This is a genomic window from Pollutimonas rozaliensis (assembly GCF_048751585.1).
Taxonomy (GTDB): domain Bacteria; phylum Pseudomonadota; class Gammaproteobacteria; order Burkholderiales; family Burkholderiaceae_B.
On record NZ_JAZHOB010000005.1, the window covers coordinates 199,459 to 218,381 of the forward strand.

An 18,923-nucleotide genomic window follows, 5' to 3' on the forward strand; every position below is an offset into this window, starting at 1 on the left:
TGAAATAAGTGCTGACTTTGAAGCAGGCTAACGCCCGCCAAGATGAGCGGCACGAGGCAGGCGAGACAGCGGGTCTTGCCGGTAAAACCGTGCAAGCAACTCATACCATTCAGGCAGAGATCGGGCCAGCGGCCCGGGAGCGATGAAGAAGGCCTCGGTGCTGACGGCGAAGAATTCGGCCGTGTCGGTGGCGGCGTATGGATCCATCGGCAAGGTCTCGTACCAGGCCGCCGCGTCCTCGGACTCGGGATCGACATCCCTGGGAATCGCCCCTTCGACCGCATCCAGCGCCGCATTGAAATCATCGAAGGATTCGTTCAGCACTCGTTGCCAATGCCCGGGCCGAAGTTCGGGATGCGCCGACAGGCTGGGCATGCCGTCGGCCGAACCGGCGTAAAGATCGATTTTGTGCGCGAACTCGTGTATGACGACATTCATCCCCGGCGATCCGCCGGGCGCGGCGTCCTCCCAGGACAGGATAAGGGGGCCGCCCTCCCAGGCTTCGCCGGATGCCTCTTGTATATATTCGTGGACGACGCCGCTTTCATCGACATCGTTGCGGGGTATGAGAAAACCGCCTGGGTACACGATGATTTCCGTCCAGCCTTCGTACAGGACCGGATCCAGTTTCAATATGGGCAACGCGGCCTGGATGGCAATGGAAAGCATGATCTCGTCGGTGACCTCCAGGCCGTGTGCCCCGCTGAATGCCTTGCTGGCCAATAGCCAGGCCGCACGCTGACGCAGGGCCTGGTCTTCTTCCGGGTCCAGGCCCGCCAGGAAGGCATGGCGCTGCACCGCGTCTTGCCATTCATCCGCATTGATAAGCGCCAATTCACGCTCCACACGCCGTTGCGTGGCGCCCCGGCCCAAAAGCCATCTAAGCATGTTTTCCGCCTTTCTTCACCAGGCCCCCGGCGGCCTCCAATATTGAATCGGTCAGAACATCCATGGCTTGCGAGTGTACCCGCCAATGCTGCCAATACAGCGGGACATCTTCCGTCGCCCGGGTGCGCAGGGGCACCAGGCGGCCTTCGTCCAGTTCCCGCTGCACCAGCGGCAAGGGATTCATGGTCCAGCCCAGGCCGCCCAATGTGGCGTGGACGAAAGCCCGCGATGACGGCAGCCACCAGACCGGGGGCTGCCACGATGCGCCGCCCATGACTCTGCGGGCAAACCGCGCCTGCATGGCGTCCTTGCGATTGAACACCAGCACGGGCGCCGCGGCCAGGGTACGCGCATTGACCCCTTGGGCAAAATACCTTTCGTGGAACTGCGGCGAGCATGTGGCGATATAACGCATGCTGCCCAGCGCATGAATACGGCAGCCCTGCACCGGATCGGCCAAGGTGGTTACCGCGCCAAGCACGGCGCCGTTGCGCAGCAGCGCGGCCGTGTGGTCCTGGTCTTCGGACTGCAGGTCCAGCGTCGCCCTCGTCCCCGCCGCGAACAATTCCGCCGCCCGCATGAACCAGGTTTCCAGGCTGTCGTGATTGACCGCCACCGCAATGCTGGCCGCTGTGGCGGCGTCATCCAGGCCCAGGCGGCCCAGGGCGTCATGCTCCAGCAGTGCGGTCTGTTCGGCAAGCTGCACCAGGACCCGCCCGTCAGGCGTGGCTTCGGCAGGCACGCCGCGCTGAACCAGCAAGCGCCCCATGCGTTCCTCCAACGCCTTGATGCGTTGCGAAATGGCCGACGGCGTCACGCTAAGCGAAGCGGCCGCGCGTTCGAAGCTGCCTTCGCGCACCACGGCGGCCAATGCTCTTAGATTGCCATGATCGATCTTCATACCGTATTTAAATTAGCTTTACTTAATATAGTTAAATTAATTTAGCTTTATTTTATAAGGAATACAAGCCAGAATGGCCCCCGGTACCTTAACGCCTACGGGCGTATGGATACTCCCTTCAACTGGAATTTCGGCCATGCTTTCTCTCGTTTCCCTTCCATCGCTTGCCGCCTGGGCCAGCGGCGCCGCCACCGGGCTTGGGTTGTTCGCCGTGGTGGGCGCGCAAAGCGCCTTCATCCTGCGGCAAGGCCTGATGCGCGCCCATCTGCTCAGCATCCTGCTGATCTGCGCGCTGATCGACGCGGTCTTCATCTTCGCCAGCGTTTGGGGCCTGCAAACCCTGGCCGACAAGTTCCCCTGGTTGACCGGTGTCATCTTGTGGTTCGGCGTCGCCTTTCTTGCCTGGTACGCGCTTGCCTCGGCAAGGCGCGCCCTGCGGTCCGAAAGCGGCTTGGCCGCGGCGCGCCATGCGGTGCCGTCGCGCCGGGCCGCGCTGCTGGGGGCAGTGGGCTTTACTTTGCTGAATCCCCATTTCTGGCTGGACATGATGGTGGTGGGATCGCTGGCTTACGGCTTCGCCGAATCCCGCCTGTGGTTTGCGGCGGGCGCGCTGTCGGCCAGCATCATCTGGCTGGCCGTGCTGGGAGCGGGCTCGCGCTTGTTCGCGCCGGCGTTTTCCAACCCACGGGCCTGGCGGATTCTGGATGGCGTCATCGCCTTTGTAATGGCGTGGCTGGCGGCGCGCCTGGCATACGGCGGCATTTAGGATCAAGCAAGAAAAACCCCGGCGTGAAAACACGCACGGGGTTGGCGACAACGGGAAAGAAGCCGCTTATTTGGCTTTCAGGCAGGTGCTCATGAAAGCACTGCGCTTGTCGCCCTTCAGGCTCTTTGCGGACGCTTCGGCATTGCACGACTTCATGCGCTGCTGCGAAGCGCTGAGCTCTTTCTTCTGCCCCGGAGCCTCGCCCTTCAGGCAACTGCTCATGAACGCCTTGCGCTCGTCCCCGGTTTTGCCCTTCGCGTCTTTATTGCAGCTGACCATGCGTTCCTGCTGCGCGGTCTTGGCCTTGGAAGGAGCGGCGGTTTCCGCCGAGTAGGCGGGCATTGCGGCCATACTACCCAGAACAGCGGCGCTTATCAAAAACCGGCTTAAAACTTTCATGTCATCACCTCGGATAAGTGGCAAATCGGCGCCTGTATATTGAAACCAAAGCAGGCGGGACACAAGCTGAAAAACCGCGACTTTACCTTTCTTGACTTTGCTCCTGCCCGACCTAAAAAAGCCCGCGGGCTGAAGACCCGCAAGCTTGCCGGTCGGGGGATGAACAGAGTTCGCCGCCCGGTTTATTCTATGGTGATATTACGCTCTTTTATAACCTTGGCCCATGTCGCCGATTCGCTGGCGATGTAGTCCTTGAGCTCCTGGCGCGTGCCGGGCATGGGCGTGAGGCCTATCTTGACGAGTTCGTCGTGCACATCAGGCGATTTCAGAACTTTGACCAATTCCTGATTCCAGCGCTCCAGTATGTTTTCGGGCGTCTTGCCGGGCGCGACGAAAGCGTACCAGTTCGTGGCGTTGAAGCCCGGAAAGCCGGATTCGGCAATCGTCGGTACATCGGGCAGGGCTTCGGAGCGTTCCAGACCGGTGGTGGCCAGTGCGATGACCTTGCCGGTGGCGATATGGGGCGCGGCCGACGACGGCGTGGAGTAATAAGCGCCCACCCGGCCTCCCACCACGTCTACCAGGGCGGGATTGCCGCCCTTATAGGGTACGTGAAGGATGTCAACGCCTGCACGCTGGTTGAACAATTCGCCCGCCATATGCGAGGCCGATCCGACGCCGGTCGACGCATAATCCAGGCCGCCGGGCTTGGATTTTGCCAATGCGATGTACTCGGCCAAGGTCTTGACCTTCAGCGTGGGGTTGACCACCAACACGTTGGGGAAGTTGACGCCCATGGTGATCGGCGCCAGGTCTTTCACCGGATCGTAGGGCAGCTTCATCAGGTGGGGAGCGATCGACAAGGGGCCGATGGAACCCAGCAGGATCGTGCTGCCGTCCGGCTTGGCGTTGGTCATCAATTGGTGGGCGATATTGCCGCCGGCGCCCGGCTTGTTCTCCACCACAACCGACATGCCAAGGTTCTCGGACAGTTTCTTGGCGATGATGCGTGCGGCCGTATCGGTGCCGCCCCCCGCCGCGAATCCGACCATCAAGGTAATGGGCCTGTCCTTGGGGAATTCCTGTGCCGACACGGACGTACCGGCCAGTGCCGCGATGAGTCCGGCGGCGCACAGTCCCGCAAAAAAGCGTGATCTGATCATTTTGTCTCCAGTGTCTAAAGAGTAAAAATGGGTCTGGGTCAGTCGCCCAGGCCCAGGCGGTTGGGCTGCCGCTTTTCTATTGAGCTTTTCAGCAACGCCGCGCACCTGAAAATGCCGTGAGCGAATTTACCGTAAGGCATGGTTAAAAAGAAAGCCATGACAATGCCCAGATGCACCGCCAGCAATAGTGCCATAGCGCCGGTGTCGCGCCAAGCCAGCAGGGCCAGGCCGCTAAGGCTGGTCAGGAACAGCAAGGCGATGAATCCGCGATCCATGGGCCGCTGCGCCGCATCGCCATGCAGCGGGTGGCGCCTGATGTTCAGCCACAGCAAGCCAGCCGGGCCGATCAGCAGGCCGATGCCGCCGAATATTCCTAACTGAACAGGCAGGCTGAACACCGGATACGGCGCCTGATAGCCAAGCAGATAGTGATACAGCGTGGCCACCGACGTGGCCGCAAAACAAAGCAGGAAACCGTAGAACGTCAAGTGATGGAAGCGCCGCCGCCACAGCGAAAACCGGTCGTCTTCATCGTTGCAGCCATCGCCGTGCCCGCCGTCCAGGTACTTAAGGGTCAGCGCATTGCGCGTGGCCTCGACCGCTACTTCGGTCTTCCCGCCCTGAACCGGCGTCGGGGGCGAAACCCGGCGCCAGAACCGCGCAACGCCTATGCCCAGGGCAACAACCGAATACAGGAAAACCAGGCCGAACATCAACGCCAGCGTGTTGTGGGGAAAGATGGCGTAAAAATTGCCCGCCAGCGGCTCGTGGAACAGGGAGCCATTCACCAGCAGCGTCAGGATCAGGAACAAGGACAAGCCGCCCGCGACGGCCAGCGACAAGGTCAGCCCGGCGCGCTTGTAAAGTGCTCCCAGGGCAGGCGGCCAGGCATAGTCGGAGTAGGTCTGCACCCGCACGGTGGCCATGGCCTTGGGCACATTGACGGCGAACTCGTGGGGCGGCGCGTACTGACAGGAATGCAAACAGGCGCCGCAGTTGTGGCACAAGTTTGCCAGGTAATGGATATCGGCCTTGTTGAATTCAAGCAGGCGCGTCATGGCGGGAAAGACGGCGCAAAAACCTTCGCAATAGCGACAGGCATTGCAGATGGTCATGATGCGGTCGACTTCCGCTTCGTCGGCGGTCAGGGGGGGAATGCCGGGCTGGGCCAGCGATACCGCTTCCCGGGTCAGTGCTTCAAGCTGCTGCATGTTCTTTTCCTGCGTTTACCGATGTTGCGTCCAGCGTTTGGCCGGCTTCGAGAGCCGCGGCGGCGGCCTGCGTTCCGGCGATGCGGCCGAAGGCTGTGCCTATGCTCATGCCCACGCCAGCGGTATAGCCCTGCCCCAGCACATTGCCGGCCATCACTTCGCCCGCGGCGAACAGATTGCCGCTGGGACGGCCGTTGAAATGCACGGCGGCGTTCTCGTCCACCTTGACGCCAAGATAGGTAAACGTAATTCCGGGCCGCAAGGCATAGGCATAGTACGGCGCGGTATCCAGCGGGCGAGCCCAGTGCGTCTTGGCCGGCGTCAGGCCTTCGGTATGGCAATCGTCCAGGACTTCGTGGTTGAACTGGCCCATGCGGCAGGACGCGTTATAGCTGTTGACCGTTTCCATGAATGTTTGCTCGTCCAGACCCAGCTGCCGCGCTAGTTCCGGCAGGGTGTCGGCCTTCTCGCCCGGGAATACCGGCGGCATGAAGCGGCCCACGGCTTTTGCATCGATGATGGAATAGGCGATCTGGCCGGGCTGCTTGGCAACCAGCCGGCCCCAGATGGCGTAGCGCTTGGGCCAGAAGTCTTCGCCCTCGTCGTAAAAGCGTTGCGCATCGCGGTTGACCACAATGCCCAACGATACGCAATCGACTCGCGTACAGATTCCGCCATCGTACAGCGGCGCCCGCGCGTCGATGGCCACCGAGTGGGACTGCGTCGGATCGCCGATGGAATCGGCGCCCGCATCAAGCAGAAACTTGAGCAGCACGCCCATGTTGAAGCGGGTGCCGCGTATCAGGAAATTATCGGCCGGCCATTCGCCCGCCTCGTTCTGTCCCCAAGCCTCGCGCAGCCATTCCCGATTCGACTCGAACCCCCCGCTGGCCACCACGCAGGCACGCGCCTCGATGCGCTCATCGCCGATGCGGGCCGCGACGAAACGGTCGCCGTCCAGCTCCAGCGCATCGACCGGTGCGTCGTAGCGTATCTGCACGCCCAGGTTTTCGGCGCTGCGGTAGTAGGCGTTGACGAGCGCTTTGCCTCCTCCCATGAAAAAGGCATTGGTGCGGGCGACATGCAAGGTTCCCGACAGCGAGGGCTGGAAGCGCACGCCGTGCTTGCGCATCCAATCGCGACAGGAGGATGAGGCGCGTATCACCATCCGGGCGAGCTTCTCGTTCGTGATGCCCCCCGTTACCTTGAGCAGGTCCTGCCAGAATTCTTCTTCGGGGTAGGCGTCCACCAGCACATCCTGGGGCGCGTCATGCATGCAGCGCAGATTGCGCGTGTGCTGGGAATTGCCGCCGCGCCATTCCTTGGGGGCGGATTCCAGGATCATGACGCTTGCGCCCGCTTCGCGCGCCATCAGGGCGGCGCACAAGGCGGCATTTCCGCCGCCGATTACGAGTACATCCAGCATCGTTCACTTTCCAGGGATAGTCGAAGGCAGGCCCCATTCGCTGGGGTCGCGTGCCGAAGCGACAAGAATAGAAACAATATGCCCTGCCCGCTAGTGGGATGTATCGCAACAGCCCTTCATGATTCGTGAACGGAGGCCCCCACCCAGCGTCCTTCGCGCACCAGCCGCAAGGCGACGTCGCGCATCACGACCCTTGTCGCCAGCCCCGCCGGCGAAAGCTCGTCGTCGGACAGGCTGACCAGCAGATTGCGGCGCACCAGGCCCGGATCAGATATCTCGGACATCAGAAAAGCCTGGTCGGGCAAGCGCGCTATGGCGGCGCCGGGCTGTATGGTCGCCACCAGCCCCGCGCCGACGGCATCCATCAGCATCGCCAGCGAATCGATTTCCATGGCAATGTTGATGCTGAGATCCTGCTGACCTATGGCCCCCGCCAGTAGGGAGCGCAATCCGTGCATGTTGGTGGGCATGACCAGAGGCAGTCCGGTCAGGCCGGCCAAGCGGACCTTCTTCTGCCTGGGGAATCCCTTGAAGCCCTTGACGGCGATCACAAACAAGCGCTCGTCCAGCAAGGGCATGACCGACCACCTTCGGCCGGCTTCGCTGTTGAACACTATGGCCAGGTCCAGTTGCCGCGCATTGAGCATATTCATCAAATGCCCGGACAGGGATTCGACCAGATGGAAACGCACATCGGGATAGCGCTCGCGCATCGCCAGCATGAGCGGCAGCCCCATGACCGCCGAAGTCGTGGGCGCCATGCCTACGCTGACATGCCCCGAAAGCCGGGCCTGCTGCGCCGCGCGAGCCGCTTCGTCAACATGGCGCAGGGCCAACTGCGCTTGCCTGAAGAATGCCAGGCCGGCATCGGTGGGCACGACGCCTGTGCCGGTGCGCTGGAGCAGGCGGGTGGCCAGCTCGGACTCCAGGCGGCTGATCTGCTGACTGAGCGCGGAAGTGACCACACCCAGTTCGCGGGCCGCCTTGCCCATGCTGCCCGCTTCGACCACGCAGGTGAAGTAACGAAGTTGACGGATTTCCATACGAGCGATTGTAGCGGCTAGTTCCGCGCAAACGGCACGCAGATTGCTGGCGGAAGTCACTTGCCACAGCCCGGAGGAAAACCCATGCAAGCACAACACCTGTCACCCAGCATAGCGGACTGGCCCGAAGACGCCCAGGAGGCCGCGCAATTGGTCGTCGATAAATACGGCGAACCGGATGAAATTACCGATACGCTGATCACTTGGCATCGGCCAGGTCCCTGGAAACGGATCGTCGCATCCCGGACAGTCACTCAACACGATTTTCCGGCACCCCACTATGACTCGGTGGAATCCGTTATCGATTATCGCTTCCCGCCCGACAAGGCGACCGAGGCCTGCCTGTTCGACGGCAGTGTCGTCATCAATCGCACAAAGGGCGAAGTCTCGGCGCGCTGCCACGATGAGGAAGCGAACTTCCTGGCGCTGAACCTGATGCACGACATCGCCACCGGCGTAAAGGACGTGGAGCAGGCGCGAAGCTATTACGCCAAGGAATTTGCCGACTACCGCCGCAAGAAGCCCACGCCTTATATGCAGGGCTTGCGATTCACACCCGGAGACAACAATACGGCCGACCCGGACATAAGGATGCTGAGCGAGCAGGATCTGGAAAAGGCCGCGCAAGAAGGAAAGGAGCGTGGCTGACCCGCAGCCCGGCATCGAGGACGTCGCCAGTTTCATGTGCGATCGCTCCCTGATGCTGGTAACGGCCGAATCCTGCACCGGCGGGCTGATCGCCGCCACGCTGGCCGATATGCCCGGCGCGGGCCAGCTTCTGGATTGCGCTTTCGTCACCTACTCGCCCGAGGCGAAGAAACGCTGCCTGTCGGTCAAGCCCGAAACGCTGGAGAGCTGCAACCTGACCAGCGAAGCGGTTGCCCGGGAAATGGCCGTGGGCGCCTTGAAGAACAGCCGGGCAAATGTCGCGGTTTCGAATACGGGAGTCGTCGATGGCACCGACCGCGATATTCCGGCCGGGACGCAATGCTTTGCTTGGGCTTTCAAGGCGGAGGCCAGCGGGCAGCCGTCGCGATCGGCCCTTTTCAGCGAAACGCGCCGGTTCGCGGGGGACAGGACGGAAATTCGGACCGCCGCTGCCCGGTATGCGCTGGAACGCATCCCTCATTATTTTCTGATCCAGGCCAAGAGCGCGGCCGACCCGCGATCGGGTTGATGCGTCAGCGGGTAAGGAGAACGTAGGCGCCCTGCGAGAGATAGACCACGCCTATCGTCATCACCAGGGCCTGAGTCCAGCGCCGGAACTGATGATCGGTCAGCTTTTCCAATACGAACTTGCTCAAGCTGGTGCCCAGGATGGCCATCGCGATGGCCACCGCCATCGCCCAGCGCTCGACCTCGCTGTCGCCGCCCATGATGTGGGTGAAGTAGATAAGCTTGGCCAGATGCGAGAAAGTCTGGCAGGCGGCCTTGGTCGCCACTACGCTGCGCCTGTCCATATGGCAGCGCACGAAGAACACATCCAGCAAAGGCCCCGACACGCCGGCAATGAACTGCATGCAGGTGTTCATGAAGCCGCAAGCCTCCGCGCCAAAGCGGCTGTTGGCCTGCGGTACGAATCGGGCGGGGATCAGCACAGCCAGAAAAGGAATGATGCCCAGGGCGATCAGGACCATGGCCCGATCGGGCACGAAGCCGACGAAGGCGAACAGCAGCCCCGCCGTCAGCAGCCCCAGAATGTAGCGGCCGAAAATTCCGTAATGCGTATGGCGCCGCCACAGCAGCGCTCGCCATCCATTGGACGTCATTTGCGCCGTGCCATGCAGCACCATGGCGGCGGAAACCGGCAGGTAGGCGATCAGGATGCCCATGAGTATCATGCCGCCCGCCATCCCGAATACGCCGGAGACGAACGATGTGCCCAACACCGAGACAGCCAATATGGACAGGAGAGCGATTTGCAAGATTACTTACCGGGTTGCGCGAAGAAGATAGCGCCAGATTATATGACTATTGTGTGACAAGCCCAGCGCCGCCATGCCGCGCGGCCCGCTTTAACGGGTCGCGGCCCACAAGCCGCCGGCGACACCAAGCATGCCCAGCACAATGCCGGGCGTGATCGATTCACCCAGGAACGCCACACCCAGCCAAGCGGCGGTTACGGGACTGAGCGACAGAAAAACGGTGACGCGCGTGGGGCTGGCATGCTTGAGCGCCCACAGCAGCAGCATGTAGCCCGAGCCGCTGGAGATGCCGATAAACACCACGGCGGCCCATCCCTTGGCATGCAGGGAAGGCCATTGCGTGAAAAAGCCTTCGGTCTGCGCCAGCACGGCCAGGAACACGACCGAAGCCAGCATGGCAACGGTGGCCAGGGACAAGGTCGGGTATCGGGCAAGGTAAGGACGGTAGCAGACGGAACAGGCAGCTCCGCAAAGCGCCGCGCCCAGCACCATCGCAATGCCCGTCCATTCATTGCGCCCCGACCCCGCAAGCAGATTCTCGCCCAGCGTGGCGGCAACGCCCGCCAGGGCAAGCACGGCGCCCACCGTCTTGGGCACGCTCAGGCTTTCGCTCCCGACCGCGGCGGCGACCACCATGGTCAACAGCGGCATCGTGGCAAACAGCAAGGCCGCGCGGGTAGAGCTGATGTACTGCAAGCCCAGATTGATCAAGATGATAAGGACGGCGAACTGAACGATGCCCAGCCCGATGATGGCCAGCAGATCGCGCCCGGCGTAGCTCACGCGCCGGCGCATTACCGCGAAAGGCAAAAGGCACAACAAGGCAATGGCATAGCGCAGCAGGCCCAGCGACAGCGGGCCGATGTCGTTGACCACATAGCGTGTCGCCACCATGGCGGCGCCCACCTGCACGCCGGTTGCCGCGGCGGCGGCCAGCGCCAGCGCTTCGCGCGGCGGTATCACAAGTCCAGGTCCCAGTGCTGGCCGACCAGGTCTTTTCCAAAGGAATGGTGCTGCTCTTCCCGGACAAGCCTGAAGCCCGCCGCCTGATAAATGCGCCGCGCCGAAGCCAGCACATCGTTGGTCCACAAGGTGAGTTTGCTGTAATGCCTGGAGCGCGCGAAATCTATGCATTCGTCCACCAGGCGGCGGCCCAGGCCCAGGCCGCGCGCCGCCTGGTCCACATACAGCAGGCGCAGCTTGGCAACGGTTTCCGACTCCTGCACGACAAAGACCGAGCCGACCACCATGCCTTCTTTTTCGACCACCCAGGCGCGTTCCCGGCGCTCGTCGAACGAACTGACGAAATGGGAAAGTATTTCAGCCACCAGCGCTTCGAAGCGGATGTCCCAGCCGTATTCCCGATGATAAAGCAGGCCTTGCTGGCGCGTGATCCAGCCTATATCCCCCGGTTCAAGCGAACGGATAATGCATGGCACTTCGCAGGCATCCCCATCCCCCAGCAGGCCTTGCACTTTGCGCATGGCGTCGGCCAGCGACTGGCGTTCGTCCTCGGACAGCTCCGCCAGCATGCCCGCCACCTCGTCGTGGGAATACCGGTTCAACTCCTGAAAAAGACCATGTCCCTGAGCCGTCAGGGACAGCACGGCCTGCCGCCCGTCTTGCGGCGAGGCGCTGCGCTCCAGCAAGCCCATGGTGTGGAATTTCTTGAGCAGCCGGCTTAGGTAGCCGGCATCCAGGCTGAGCCCGCGCGCCAGGTCGCTGGCGGTCAGGCCGTCCCGTTGCGCCAGCTCGAAGATGACCCGCGCCTCGGTCAAGGAATACCGCGTTTTGTACAAGCCTTTGTTGAGCAGTCCCAATTGGCGCGTATAGAAGCGGCTGAAACCACGGACAGCGGCAATTTGCCGTTCAAGGACATCGGATTCCGGCGACATGGCATTCTCCTGAATGAATGCCATTGTCAAACTTTTAGTTGCCTAAATCAACTAATTTCAAGAAGGAGAATAAGGCAAGGCTCTTTTATGCGCCGAATTCCGATGCGTGCGCACAATGATCTCGAAGGCTTCCGGGGAAACGTCCTTCCCTTCCAGGAAATCGTCGATTTCACCGTAAGTCACTCCGAATGCATCTTCATCGGGCTTCAACGGCGAAAGCGATTCCAGGTCGGCTGTGGGGATTTTCATGACCAGGGCCTCGGGAGCGCCCATGGCGCTGGCCAGAGCGCGGACGCGCCGCTTGCTCAGGCCCGCAAGCGGCGTAAGGTCGGCCGCCCCATCGCCGAATTTGGTGAAGAAGCCCATCAACGCTTCGGCGGCATGGTCGGTTCCCACGACCAGTCCGCGATGCGCCCCGGCAACCGCGTATTGCGCGATCATCCGCTGACGGGCCTTGATGTTGCCCAACAGGAAGTCCTGCTGCCTGTCGTCGCGAAATTCCGCTCCGCCCTGCAGCAGGGCGGCCAGCATGGCGTCGCTGGCCGGCTTGACGTTGACGGCAAGCTGCTTGTCCGGCTGGATGACATCCAGCGAGGCTTGCGCATCGTGCTCGTCGCGCTGCTCGCCGTATGGCAGGCGCATGGCGATAAAGCTGGCTTCGCGCCCCCGGTTGCGGGCCAGGACGGCGGCGCGCTGCGACAGGCAGCCCCCGACCAGCGAGTCGACGCCCCCGCTGATGCCAAGTACCAGCGCGCTGCTGCCGGTTTCCACCAGGTAATCAGCCAGGAATTTGACCCGTCTTTCGATCTCGCGCTCGGCATCGAAATCGGTATCCACGCCCAGTTCCTTGATGATGTCGCGCTGCGTGGCGCGCTGTTCCGGTGTTAGCACGATCTATTCCTTCCGGTTGAAATCCATTGACGAGCCTGGCGGAAAGCCGCCTTGGCCTTGAAGGATTATGATACGACAGGTGTCGCCTCCGTATATGGCATCCGGCCGCCTCTGGTCAAAAAGCAAGAAGGATCTCCCTCCCGCATGAGCAAACCCATATCGGCGACCGTGGTACTCGTCGCCACCCTGACGGTGCAGTCCCTGGTGGCCATGTGCCTGCTGACCTTGCCGGTGGTGGCCCCGACCGTTGCCCAGGCGCTGGGGATCTCGACGGTGTATCTGGGCTTGTATATTGCCTTCGCTTATGCCGGCGCCATGGCGGCCAGCTTGCTGTCGGGCGGGGTCGTACGCCGCTACGGCGCCATACGTGCCAGCCAACTGGGCCTGATACTGTGTGCCACGGGCGTGGCGCTATGCGCCATCGAATCGCCCGTCGCCACGGCGCTCGGGGCGGTATTCGTGGGCTTGGGCTATGGTCCCATTACGCCGGCAAGCTCGCATTTACTGGCGCGCAGCACACCGGCCCACCGCATGTCCTTTGTGTTTTCCATCAAGCAGACCGGCGTGCCGCTGGGCGGGGTGCTGGCCGGCGTCATCGTGCCGGGCCTGGCCGACATCGCCGGTTGGCAAGCGGCCTTTCTGACCATCGCCGCCGTCACCCTGCTGTGCGCCGTGGCGATCCAGCCCTTGTGCGCGGACCTGGATGCCGACAAGGACAGAACCCAAGCCGTGTCATTCGGCAATGGGCTGGCGGCTCCGTTGCGCCTGGTATTCAGCCAGCGCAGCCTGGCAGTCCTGGCGGCTGTATCCTTCATGTTTTCAATTACCCAGTTGTCTTTGATCACCTATATGGTGACGTTCCTGCACGATGACCTGGGCATGGGATTGATCGTGGCCGGATTCACACTGGCCGTCGCTCAGGCGGCGGGTGTGGCCGGGCGGCTGCTGTGGGGTTATCTATCGGACCGCTACCTGGGCCCTATCGCCATGCTGGGCCTGCTGGCCGTACTGATAGCCATATGTTCCCTGGCGACGCCTTTCCTGCAGTATTTCGACTCGCAAGCTCTGACCCTGATCGTGCTGTCGCTCTTCGGCAGCAGCGCCGTAGGCTGGAATGGCGTCTATCTGGCCGAAGTCGCGCGCCAGGCGCCGCCCGGGCAAGCCAGCATCGCCACCGGCGGAACGCTGTCCATGACCTTTCTGGGCATCGTCATCGGGCCTCCGATATTCGGCTTGATAGCCAGCGCTTTCGGCAGCTACGGCCTTGCCTTCGCATCGTTGATCGTGCCCGCCGGCATCTGCCTATGGCTGCTGTGGCGCTATCGCAAGGCGTTTTCGGCCGACGCCGCATGATGGCGCGCTGCCTGGCTCAGAACTTGCGCTAGGTGACGGGCAGCCGGCCCGGCCTGTTCTTGATTGCCGAAGGTCAGGTATAGCGACACCCGGCGCACCTGGCCTTCGGTCAATGGCAACGGCCAAAGAGCGCCTTCGTCCAGGCGTCGTTGTATCAGGTGGCGCGGCAACCAGGCAAAACCCAGGCCGTCGGCCACCATGGCCGCCGAGGTCTCCAGGCTGCTTACCGTCCAGCGCTGGGTGGAACCCAGCCAGCCTTCATCGCGCGGCCTTATCGTGCCCGAATCGCGCAGCACCACTTGCATCTCGCGCCTCAGGTCATCGCCGGTCAATTCGCGCCCCAAGCGGTGCAGCGCATGCGACGGATGCGCCACGGCGATGAAATCCACGTCCAGCAAAAGATCGCCCAAATAGCCGGCGGGGACGCGCGTGCCGACCAGAATATCGGCGCGCTGCCCGGCCAGGGCTTCCTCGGCGCCCGAAAGCACCACCTCGGTCAGTTGCAGGCGCGTCTGGCCCGCCACCTGCGTGAATTGCGTCAAGGCTTGCAATAGCAAGGGAGTGGGCAACGCGGCGTCGACCACCAGCCTAAGCTCGGCCTCCCAGCCGCGTTCCAGCTGAGCCGCCCTTTGCTCAAGCTTGGAAGCATCGCTGAGCAGGTCCGACGCTTGCGCCAACAATGCCTTCCCGCTCTCGGTCAATCTGGCCTTGCGCCCTTCTATCGTCAACAGCGGCACCCCGACCTGCTGCTGCAGGCGAGCCGCCATGTAGCTGACGGACGATTGGCTGCGATGCAGGGCCTCCGCCGCCTGGGCATAGCCGCCGTGTTCGACGATGGCTTGCAGGACGCGCCATTGTTCCAAGGTGGTTTTCAATGTGTGCATTGCTTTTCTGCCTGATGTGCGCACTGCTGCGCCGTGGCGCTCATTCTTCTTTAATACATCTAATAATTAGATATTAATTAGTAGTATTTTGCGCTTTTTTATAGAAAAAATAAATCATAGAATGGATTACATCGAAGCCATGGCTTCATCATAGACAGGAGCGAAACATGCTTGAAATCCGGAACGCCGCCGATCGCGGCCACGCCCAGCACGGCTGGCTGAACAGCCACCACACGTTTTCCTTTGCCGAATACTACGATCGCCAGCAGATGGGCTGGAGCGCCCTGCGCGTCATCAATGACGACACAGTCCAGGCAGGCGAAGGCTTCGGCACCCATGGCCACCGCGACATGGAGATTATTTCCTATGTGCTGGAAGGCGCACTGGAACACAAGGATTCGATGGGTTCGGGCTCGGTCATACGCCCGGGGGATGTGCAATTGATGAGTGCGGGTACTGGTGTCCAGCACAGCGAATTCAATCATTCGCGTACCGATCCGGTGCATTTCCTGCAAATCTGGATCGTGCCCAAGTTTTCGGGCGTGAAGCCCAACTACCAGGAAAAGCGCTATCCCGAGGAAGACAAGCGCGGCAAGCTGCGCCTGGTCGTTTCACCCGACGGCCAGGACGGCTCGCTGACCATCGTGCAGGATGCGCGCATGTTCGCCGGGCTGCTGGACGGGGATGAAAAGATCGAGCAGCCTTTGGCGGCGGGCCGGCATGCCTATGTGCATGTCGCCCGCGGCCAATTGACGCTTAATGGCCAGCCGCTGTCCGCCGGCGACGGCGTCAAGATCGCGGATGAGTCGCTGCTGACGCTGGCCGACGGCAAGGACGCCGAAGTACTGGTGTTCGACCTGCCTTAAAAGTTGTCCAGCACGGCGCCGGTGCTGGCCGTCGAGGCATTGAAGGCGAATTTGGCCTGCACGCCGCGCGTATAACGCGGGGCAGGCGCCTTCCATGCCTGGCGGCGCTTGGCCAGCTCGGCCTCGTCAACATGCAGTTGCAGCAGCAGTTGGTGAGCGTCGATGGTGATGGAATCGCCCTCGTGCACCAGGCCTATGGTGCCGCCCACAGCGGCCTCGGGCGCCACGTGACCCACCACCATGCCCCAGGTGCCGCCCGAAAACCGGCCATCGGTAATCAGGCCCACGGAATCGCCCAGGCCCGCGCCGATGAGAGCGCCGGTGGGGGCCAGCATCTCGGGCATGCCCGGACCGCCCTTGGGACCCAGGTAGCGCAGCACCATGACGTCGCCGGCCTTGATCTTGCCGTCCAGGATGGCCTTGAGCGCCGATTGCTCGTCGTCGAAGACGCGCGCGGGTCCGGTGATGACGGGATTCTTCAGGCCGGTGATCTTGGCAACGGCACCTTCCGGCGACAGGTTGCCCTTCAGGATGGCCAGGTGGCCCTGCTTGTACAGCGCCTTGTCCAGCGGGAAGATGACGTTCTGGTCCGCGCTGGGCACATCGGGTATGTCTTTCAACTGCTCGGCAATCGTCTTTCCGGTAATGGTCATGCAATCGCCGTTGATGAGTCCCGCGTTCAGCAGCAACTTCATGACTTGCGGCACGCCGCCGGCCTTATGGAAATCCACCGCCAGGAAATGGCCGCTGGGCTTCAGATCGCAGATGACCGGCACGCGCTGACGCACGCGCTCGAAGTCGTCGATCGTCCATTCGACGCCGGCGGCATGGGCGATGGCCAGTATGTGCAGGACGGCATTGGTCGAACCGCCCGTGGCCATGACCACGCTGACGGCATTTTCGATGGACTTGCGGGTCACGATATCGCGCGGCTTCAGGTCCAGTTCGACGGCCTTCAGCAATACGCGGGCCGACTCGGCCGCCGATTGGGTTTTTTCGTCGTGCACGTTGGCCATGGTTGATGAGTACGGCAGGCTCATGCCCAGGGCTTCGAACGCCGAGCTCATGGTGTTGGCCGTATACATGCCGCCGCAAGAGCCGGGTCCGGGGATGGCGTGCAGCTCGATCTGCTTCAGTTCGTGGTCGCTCATGCGTCCGGCGGCGTTTTCACCGACCGCCTCGAACACGCTGACGATATTCAAATCCTTGCCGTGCAGGCGCCCCGGAAGAATCGTTCCGCCGTAGACGTAGATGGCCGGCACATTGGCGCGCAGCATGCCCATCATGCCGCCGGGCATGTTCTTGTCGCAGCCGCCGATGACCACGACGCCGTCCATCCATTGCCCTTGCACACAGGTTTCGACGCAATCGGCGATGACCTCGCGCGAGACCAGGGAATACTTCATGCCTTCCGTGCCCATGGCCATGCCGTCGGAAATCGTCGGCGTGCCGAACACCTGCGCGTTGCCGCCCGATGCCTCAATGGCTTCGATCGCCGCGTCGGCCAGCTTTTGCAGCCCGCTGTTGCAAGGCGTGATGGTGCTGTGTCCGTTGGCCACCCCGATCATGGGCTTGTCGAAGTCTTCTTCCTTGTAGCCCAGCGCGTAATACATGGAGCGGTTCGGCGCGCGGGCCGGACCCTGGGTGATGTTGGCGGAACGCAGGCGTTTGGGTGTACTCATTTTCTTCCTTTCATGAATTCGTAGCCCGGATATTGAGGGGCCAAGCATTTATTTTTGAAAGCAGTTTACCTCCTTCGCTGCTTGGAGTCGCCACCGCCGGGGATGGATATCTTCCAAAACTTGATGCGGATCATGGAAAACAGATGGAAAATAGCGCGGCCATGTGCAATTGAAAATCGCTATTACCGAGTCTTGCGCGCCCGCCTGGCGGCATTTCCGGCTCCCGGCCTGCTGCGTGGCGCACACCGCTGGACTGCGCTACGCGTTCTGATTTGACGCATAATGCACCTGGACATAAACCAGCCAGGTGCATGCATGACAGCAAACACGCCCACTGTACTTATTACCGGCGCCAGCCGGGGAATCGGTGCCGCCACCGCCATCGCGGCCGCGCGCGACGGCTTCAATGTCGCCATCAATTATGTGAAAAATGCGGACGCGGCCAGCCGCGTGGCCCAAGCCGTTGCGCAGCATGGCCGCAAGGCCGCCATCATCCAGGCCGACATTGGCAAGCCGGAAGACATCCCCCGCCTGTTCCAGGAAGCCGAGCGGCAGCTGGGCCCCCTGACGGCTCTGGTCAACAACACCGGCATCACCGGACCCATCGGACCGTTTTCGAAAACCACCGACGCCACCATAGAGCGCGTCTTCCAGGTGAATGTATTCGGAGCCATCCAATGCGCGCGTGCCGCGCTGGCCTGCTTCGAGCGTAGCGGGAATGGCGGAGTCATTGTCAATGTATCTTCGGTCGCAGCCCGTACCGGCAGCCCCGGCGAATACATCCACTATGCGGCAAGCAAGGCCGCACTGGAGGCCTTTTCCCTGGGGCTGGCGCGTGAAGTCGCCACCTCGGGCGTGCGGGTATGCACCGTCTCGCCCGGCTCGACGCTGACGGAGATCCACGCCACGGCGGGCGAGCCCGGCCGCCCCGAACGGGTCGCGCCGAAGATACCCATGGGCAGGCTGGCCAGGCCCGAAGAAGTCGCCGAAACCGTGGTCTGGCTGCTGTCGCCGGCGGCTTCATACATAACCGGCACCGTGGTCCAATGCGCGGGAGGCCTGTAATGCGCAGGCCCCAGGCGTAAGCGAGACGGCCCTGCATGCGCGCGCGAGAAACGTGCAGCACAACGCGGCCTGCTCGTTACAGGGCGGCGCGGCTTCCCTTTTAACGCCGACAGGCCCTAAACTGGCGGTTGGCACATCTCTTTTCCAGAACGCATGATCACATCCTCCGTCAAGGTCTGTCCGTCCACCGATCTCGTGGACGGCGGCCTGGCCCGCAAGCTGCCGGTACGGCACGGCGGCGAAACGACCACCGCTTTCTTCGTCCGCTATCAGGGACGCGCCTACGGCTACCTGAACCGCTGCCCGCACATGGGTTCGCAACTGGACTGGGAAGGCCATGTATTCACGCGCGCCGGCGATCAACTGATGTGCGCGCGGCACGGCGCCACCTTCAAGCCCGACACCGGCGAATGCACCGGCGGACCGTGCCAGCCCAGCAAGCTTTCCGCCCTGAAGGTGACCGAGGCGGATCAATCCATATTCTGGTGGCCGGAAGGCAAGACCGAACCGGCCTGACCGCAAGCAAAAAGGACTGCGCGGCAATGCCGGGGCGGGACGTGGCAGT

20 protein-coding genes are annotated in these 18,923 nt (G+C 62.3%); 7 read left to right on the forward strand and 13 right to left on the reverse strand.

All coding sequences use genetic code 11. The features are described from left to right. Positions 1–27: 27 nt before the first annotated feature. Positions 28–888, reverse strand: coding sequence for a M90 family metallopeptidase (locus tag V0R37_RS11100; RefSeq protein ID WP_420374565.1), 861 nt, complete (start codon positions 886–888; stop codon positions 28–30). Beyond that, positions 881–1,789: a LysR family transcriptional regulator ArgP gene (locus V0R37_RS11105; protein ID WP_420374566.1), complete on the reverse strand. Its 909-nt coding sequence runs from the start codon at positions 1,787–1,789 to the stop codon at positions 881–883. Before V0R37_RS11105 ends, V0R37_RS11100 begins: the two co-directional genes overlap by 8 nt. Before the next feature lie 136 nt (positions 1,790–1,925). Here V0R37_RS11105 and V0R37_RS11110 point away from each other — a divergent pair, with 136 nt between their 5' ends. After that, positions 1,926–2,555 (forward strand): LysE/ArgO family amino acid transporter, encoded by a 630-nt coding sequence (locus V0R37_RS11110; RefSeq protein ID WP_420374567.1) that lies wholly within the window; start codon positions 1,926–1,928, stop codon positions 2,553–2,555. 66 nt (positions 2,556–2,621) lie between these two features. On the opposite strand, the gene V0R37_RS11115 is transcribed toward V0R37_RS11110, so the two are convergent. From V0R37_RS11115 to V0R37_RS11135, 5 genes are all read right to left on the reverse strand, one after another. Further along, positions 2,622–2,954 (reverse strand): PsiF family protein, encoded by a 333-nt coding sequence (locus V0R37_RS11115; protein WP_420374568.1) that lies wholly within the window; start codon positions 2,952–2,954, stop codon positions 2,622–2,624. A gap of 182 nt (positions 2,955–3,136) precedes the next feature. Beyond that, on the reverse strand, positions 3,137–4,117 hold the full coding sequence (locus V0R37_RS11120; protein WP_420374569.1) for a Bug family tripartite tricarboxylate transporter substrate binding protein: 981 nt from the start codon (positions 4,115–4,117) through the stop codon (positions 3,137–3,139). 38 nt (positions 4,118–4,155) lie between these two features. Next, a complete protein-coding gene (gene tcuB, locus V0R37_RS11125; protein ID WP_420374570.1) occupies positions 4,156–5,328 on the reverse strand; it encodes a tricarballylate utilization 4Fe-4S protein TcuB in 1,173 nt (390 codons plus the stop codon). Continuing rightward, a complete protein-coding gene (gene tcuA / locus V0R37_RS11130) occupies positions 5,315–6,754 on the reverse strand; it encodes an FAD-dependent tricarballylate dehydrogenase TcuA (RefSeq protein ID WP_420374571.1) in 1,440 nt (479 codons plus the stop codon). Before tcuA ends, tcuB begins: the two co-directional genes overlap by 14 nt. 116 nt (positions 6,755–6,870) lie before the next feature. Next, positions 6,871–7,797 (reverse strand): LysR family transcriptional regulator, encoded by a 927-nt coding sequence (locus tag V0R37_RS11135; protein ID WP_420374572.1) that lies wholly within the window; start codon positions 7,795–7,797, stop codon positions 6,871–6,873. 84 nt (positions 7,798–7,881) lie between these two features. Here V0R37_RS11135 and V0R37_RS11140 point away from each other — a divergent pair, with 84 nt between their 5' ends. Together V0R37_RS11140 and V0R37_RS11145 are read left to right on the forward strand one after the other, a co-directional pair. Continuing rightward, on the forward strand, positions 7,882–8,445 hold the full coding sequence (locus V0R37_RS11140; protein ID WP_420374573.1) for a hypothetical protein: 564 nt from the start codon (positions 7,882–7,884) through the stop codon (positions 8,443–8,445). Beyond that, a complete protein-coding gene (locus tag V0R37_RS11145; protein ID WP_420374574.1) occupies positions 8,438–8,974 on the forward strand; it encodes a CinA family protein in 537 nt (178 codons plus the stop codon). The genes V0R37_RS11140 and V0R37_RS11145 overlap by 8 nt, the downstream gene beginning before the upstream one ends. 4 nt (positions 8,975–8,978) lie before the next feature. On the opposite strand, the gene V0R37_RS11150 is transcribed toward V0R37_RS11145, so the two are convergent. From V0R37_RS11150 to nadE, 4 genes are all read right to left on the reverse strand, one after another. Then, positions 8,979–9,722: a TSUP family transporter gene (locus V0R37_RS11150; protein WP_420374575.1), complete on the reverse strand. Its 744-nt coding sequence runs from the start codon at positions 9,720–9,722 to the stop codon at positions 8,979–8,981. A 90-nt stretch (positions 9,723–9,812) separates the two neighbouring features. Next, positions 9,813–10,685: a DMT family transporter gene (locus tag V0R37_RS11155; protein WP_420374576.1), complete on the reverse strand. Its 873-nt coding sequence runs from the start codon at positions 10,683–10,685 to the stop codon at positions 9,813–9,815. Next, complete coding sequence (locus tag V0R37_RS11160; protein WP_420374577.1) at positions 10,682–11,617, reverse strand: bifunctional helix-turn-helix transcriptional regulator/GNAT family N-acetyltransferase; 936 nt, start codon at positions 11,615–11,617, stop codon at positions 10,682–10,684. Before V0R37_RS11160 ends, V0R37_RS11155 begins: the two co-directional genes overlap by 4 nt. Before the next feature lie 57 nt (positions 11,618–11,674). After that, on the reverse strand, positions 11,675–12,508 hold the full coding sequence (gene nadE / locus V0R37_RS11165) for an NAD(+) synthase (protein ID WP_420374578.1): 834 nt from the start codon (positions 12,506–12,508) through the stop codon (positions 11,675–11,677). A gap of 144 nt (positions 12,509–12,652) precedes the next feature. Between nadE and V0R37_RS11170 the strand changes: the two genes are divergently transcribed. Next, a complete protein-coding gene (locus V0R37_RS11170; protein WP_420374579.1) occupies positions 12,653–13,861 on the forward strand; it encodes an MFS transporter in 1,209 nt (402 codons plus the stop codon). Here V0R37_RS11170 and V0R37_RS11175 read toward each other — a convergent pair. Then, on the reverse strand, positions 13,828–14,745 hold the full coding sequence (locus tag V0R37_RS11175) for a LysR family transcriptional regulator (RefSeq protein ID WP_420374580.1): 918 nt from the start codon (positions 14,743–14,745) through the stop codon (positions 13,828–13,830). The genes V0R37_RS11170 and V0R37_RS11175 overlap by 34 nt on opposite strands. Positions 14,746–14,912: 167 nt before the next feature. Here V0R37_RS11175 and V0R37_RS11180 point away from each other — a divergent pair, with 167 nt between their 5' ends. Beyond that, positions 14,913–15,611: a pirin family protein gene (locus tag V0R37_RS11180; protein WP_420374581.1), complete on the forward strand. Its 699-nt coding sequence runs from the start codon at positions 14,913–14,915 to the stop codon at positions 15,609–15,611. Here V0R37_RS11180 and ilvD read toward each other — a convergent pair. Then, positions 15,608–17,293: a dihydroxy-acid dehydratase gene (gene ilvD, locus V0R37_RS11185; RefSeq protein WP_420374582.1), complete on the reverse strand. Its 1,686-nt coding sequence runs from the start codon at positions 17,291–17,293 to the stop codon at positions 15,608–15,610. The genes V0R37_RS11180 and ilvD overlap by 4 nt on opposite strands. 315 nt (positions 17,294–17,608) lie before the next feature. Between ilvD and V0R37_RS11190 the strand changes: the two genes are divergently transcribed. Together V0R37_RS11190 and V0R37_RS11195 are read left to right on the forward strand one after the other, a co-directional pair. Beyond that, on the forward strand, positions 17,609–18,358 hold the full coding sequence (locus V0R37_RS11190) for an SDR family oxidoreductase (protein WP_420374583.1): 750 nt from the start codon (positions 17,609–17,611) through the stop codon (positions 18,356–18,358). A gap of 153 nt (positions 18,359–18,511) precedes the next feature. After that, a complete protein-coding gene (locus V0R37_RS11195; RefSeq protein WP_420374584.1) occupies positions 18,512–18,874 on the forward strand; it encodes a Rieske (2Fe-2S) protein in 363 nt (120 codons plus the stop codon). Positions 18,875–18,923 lie beyond the last annotated feature (49 nt).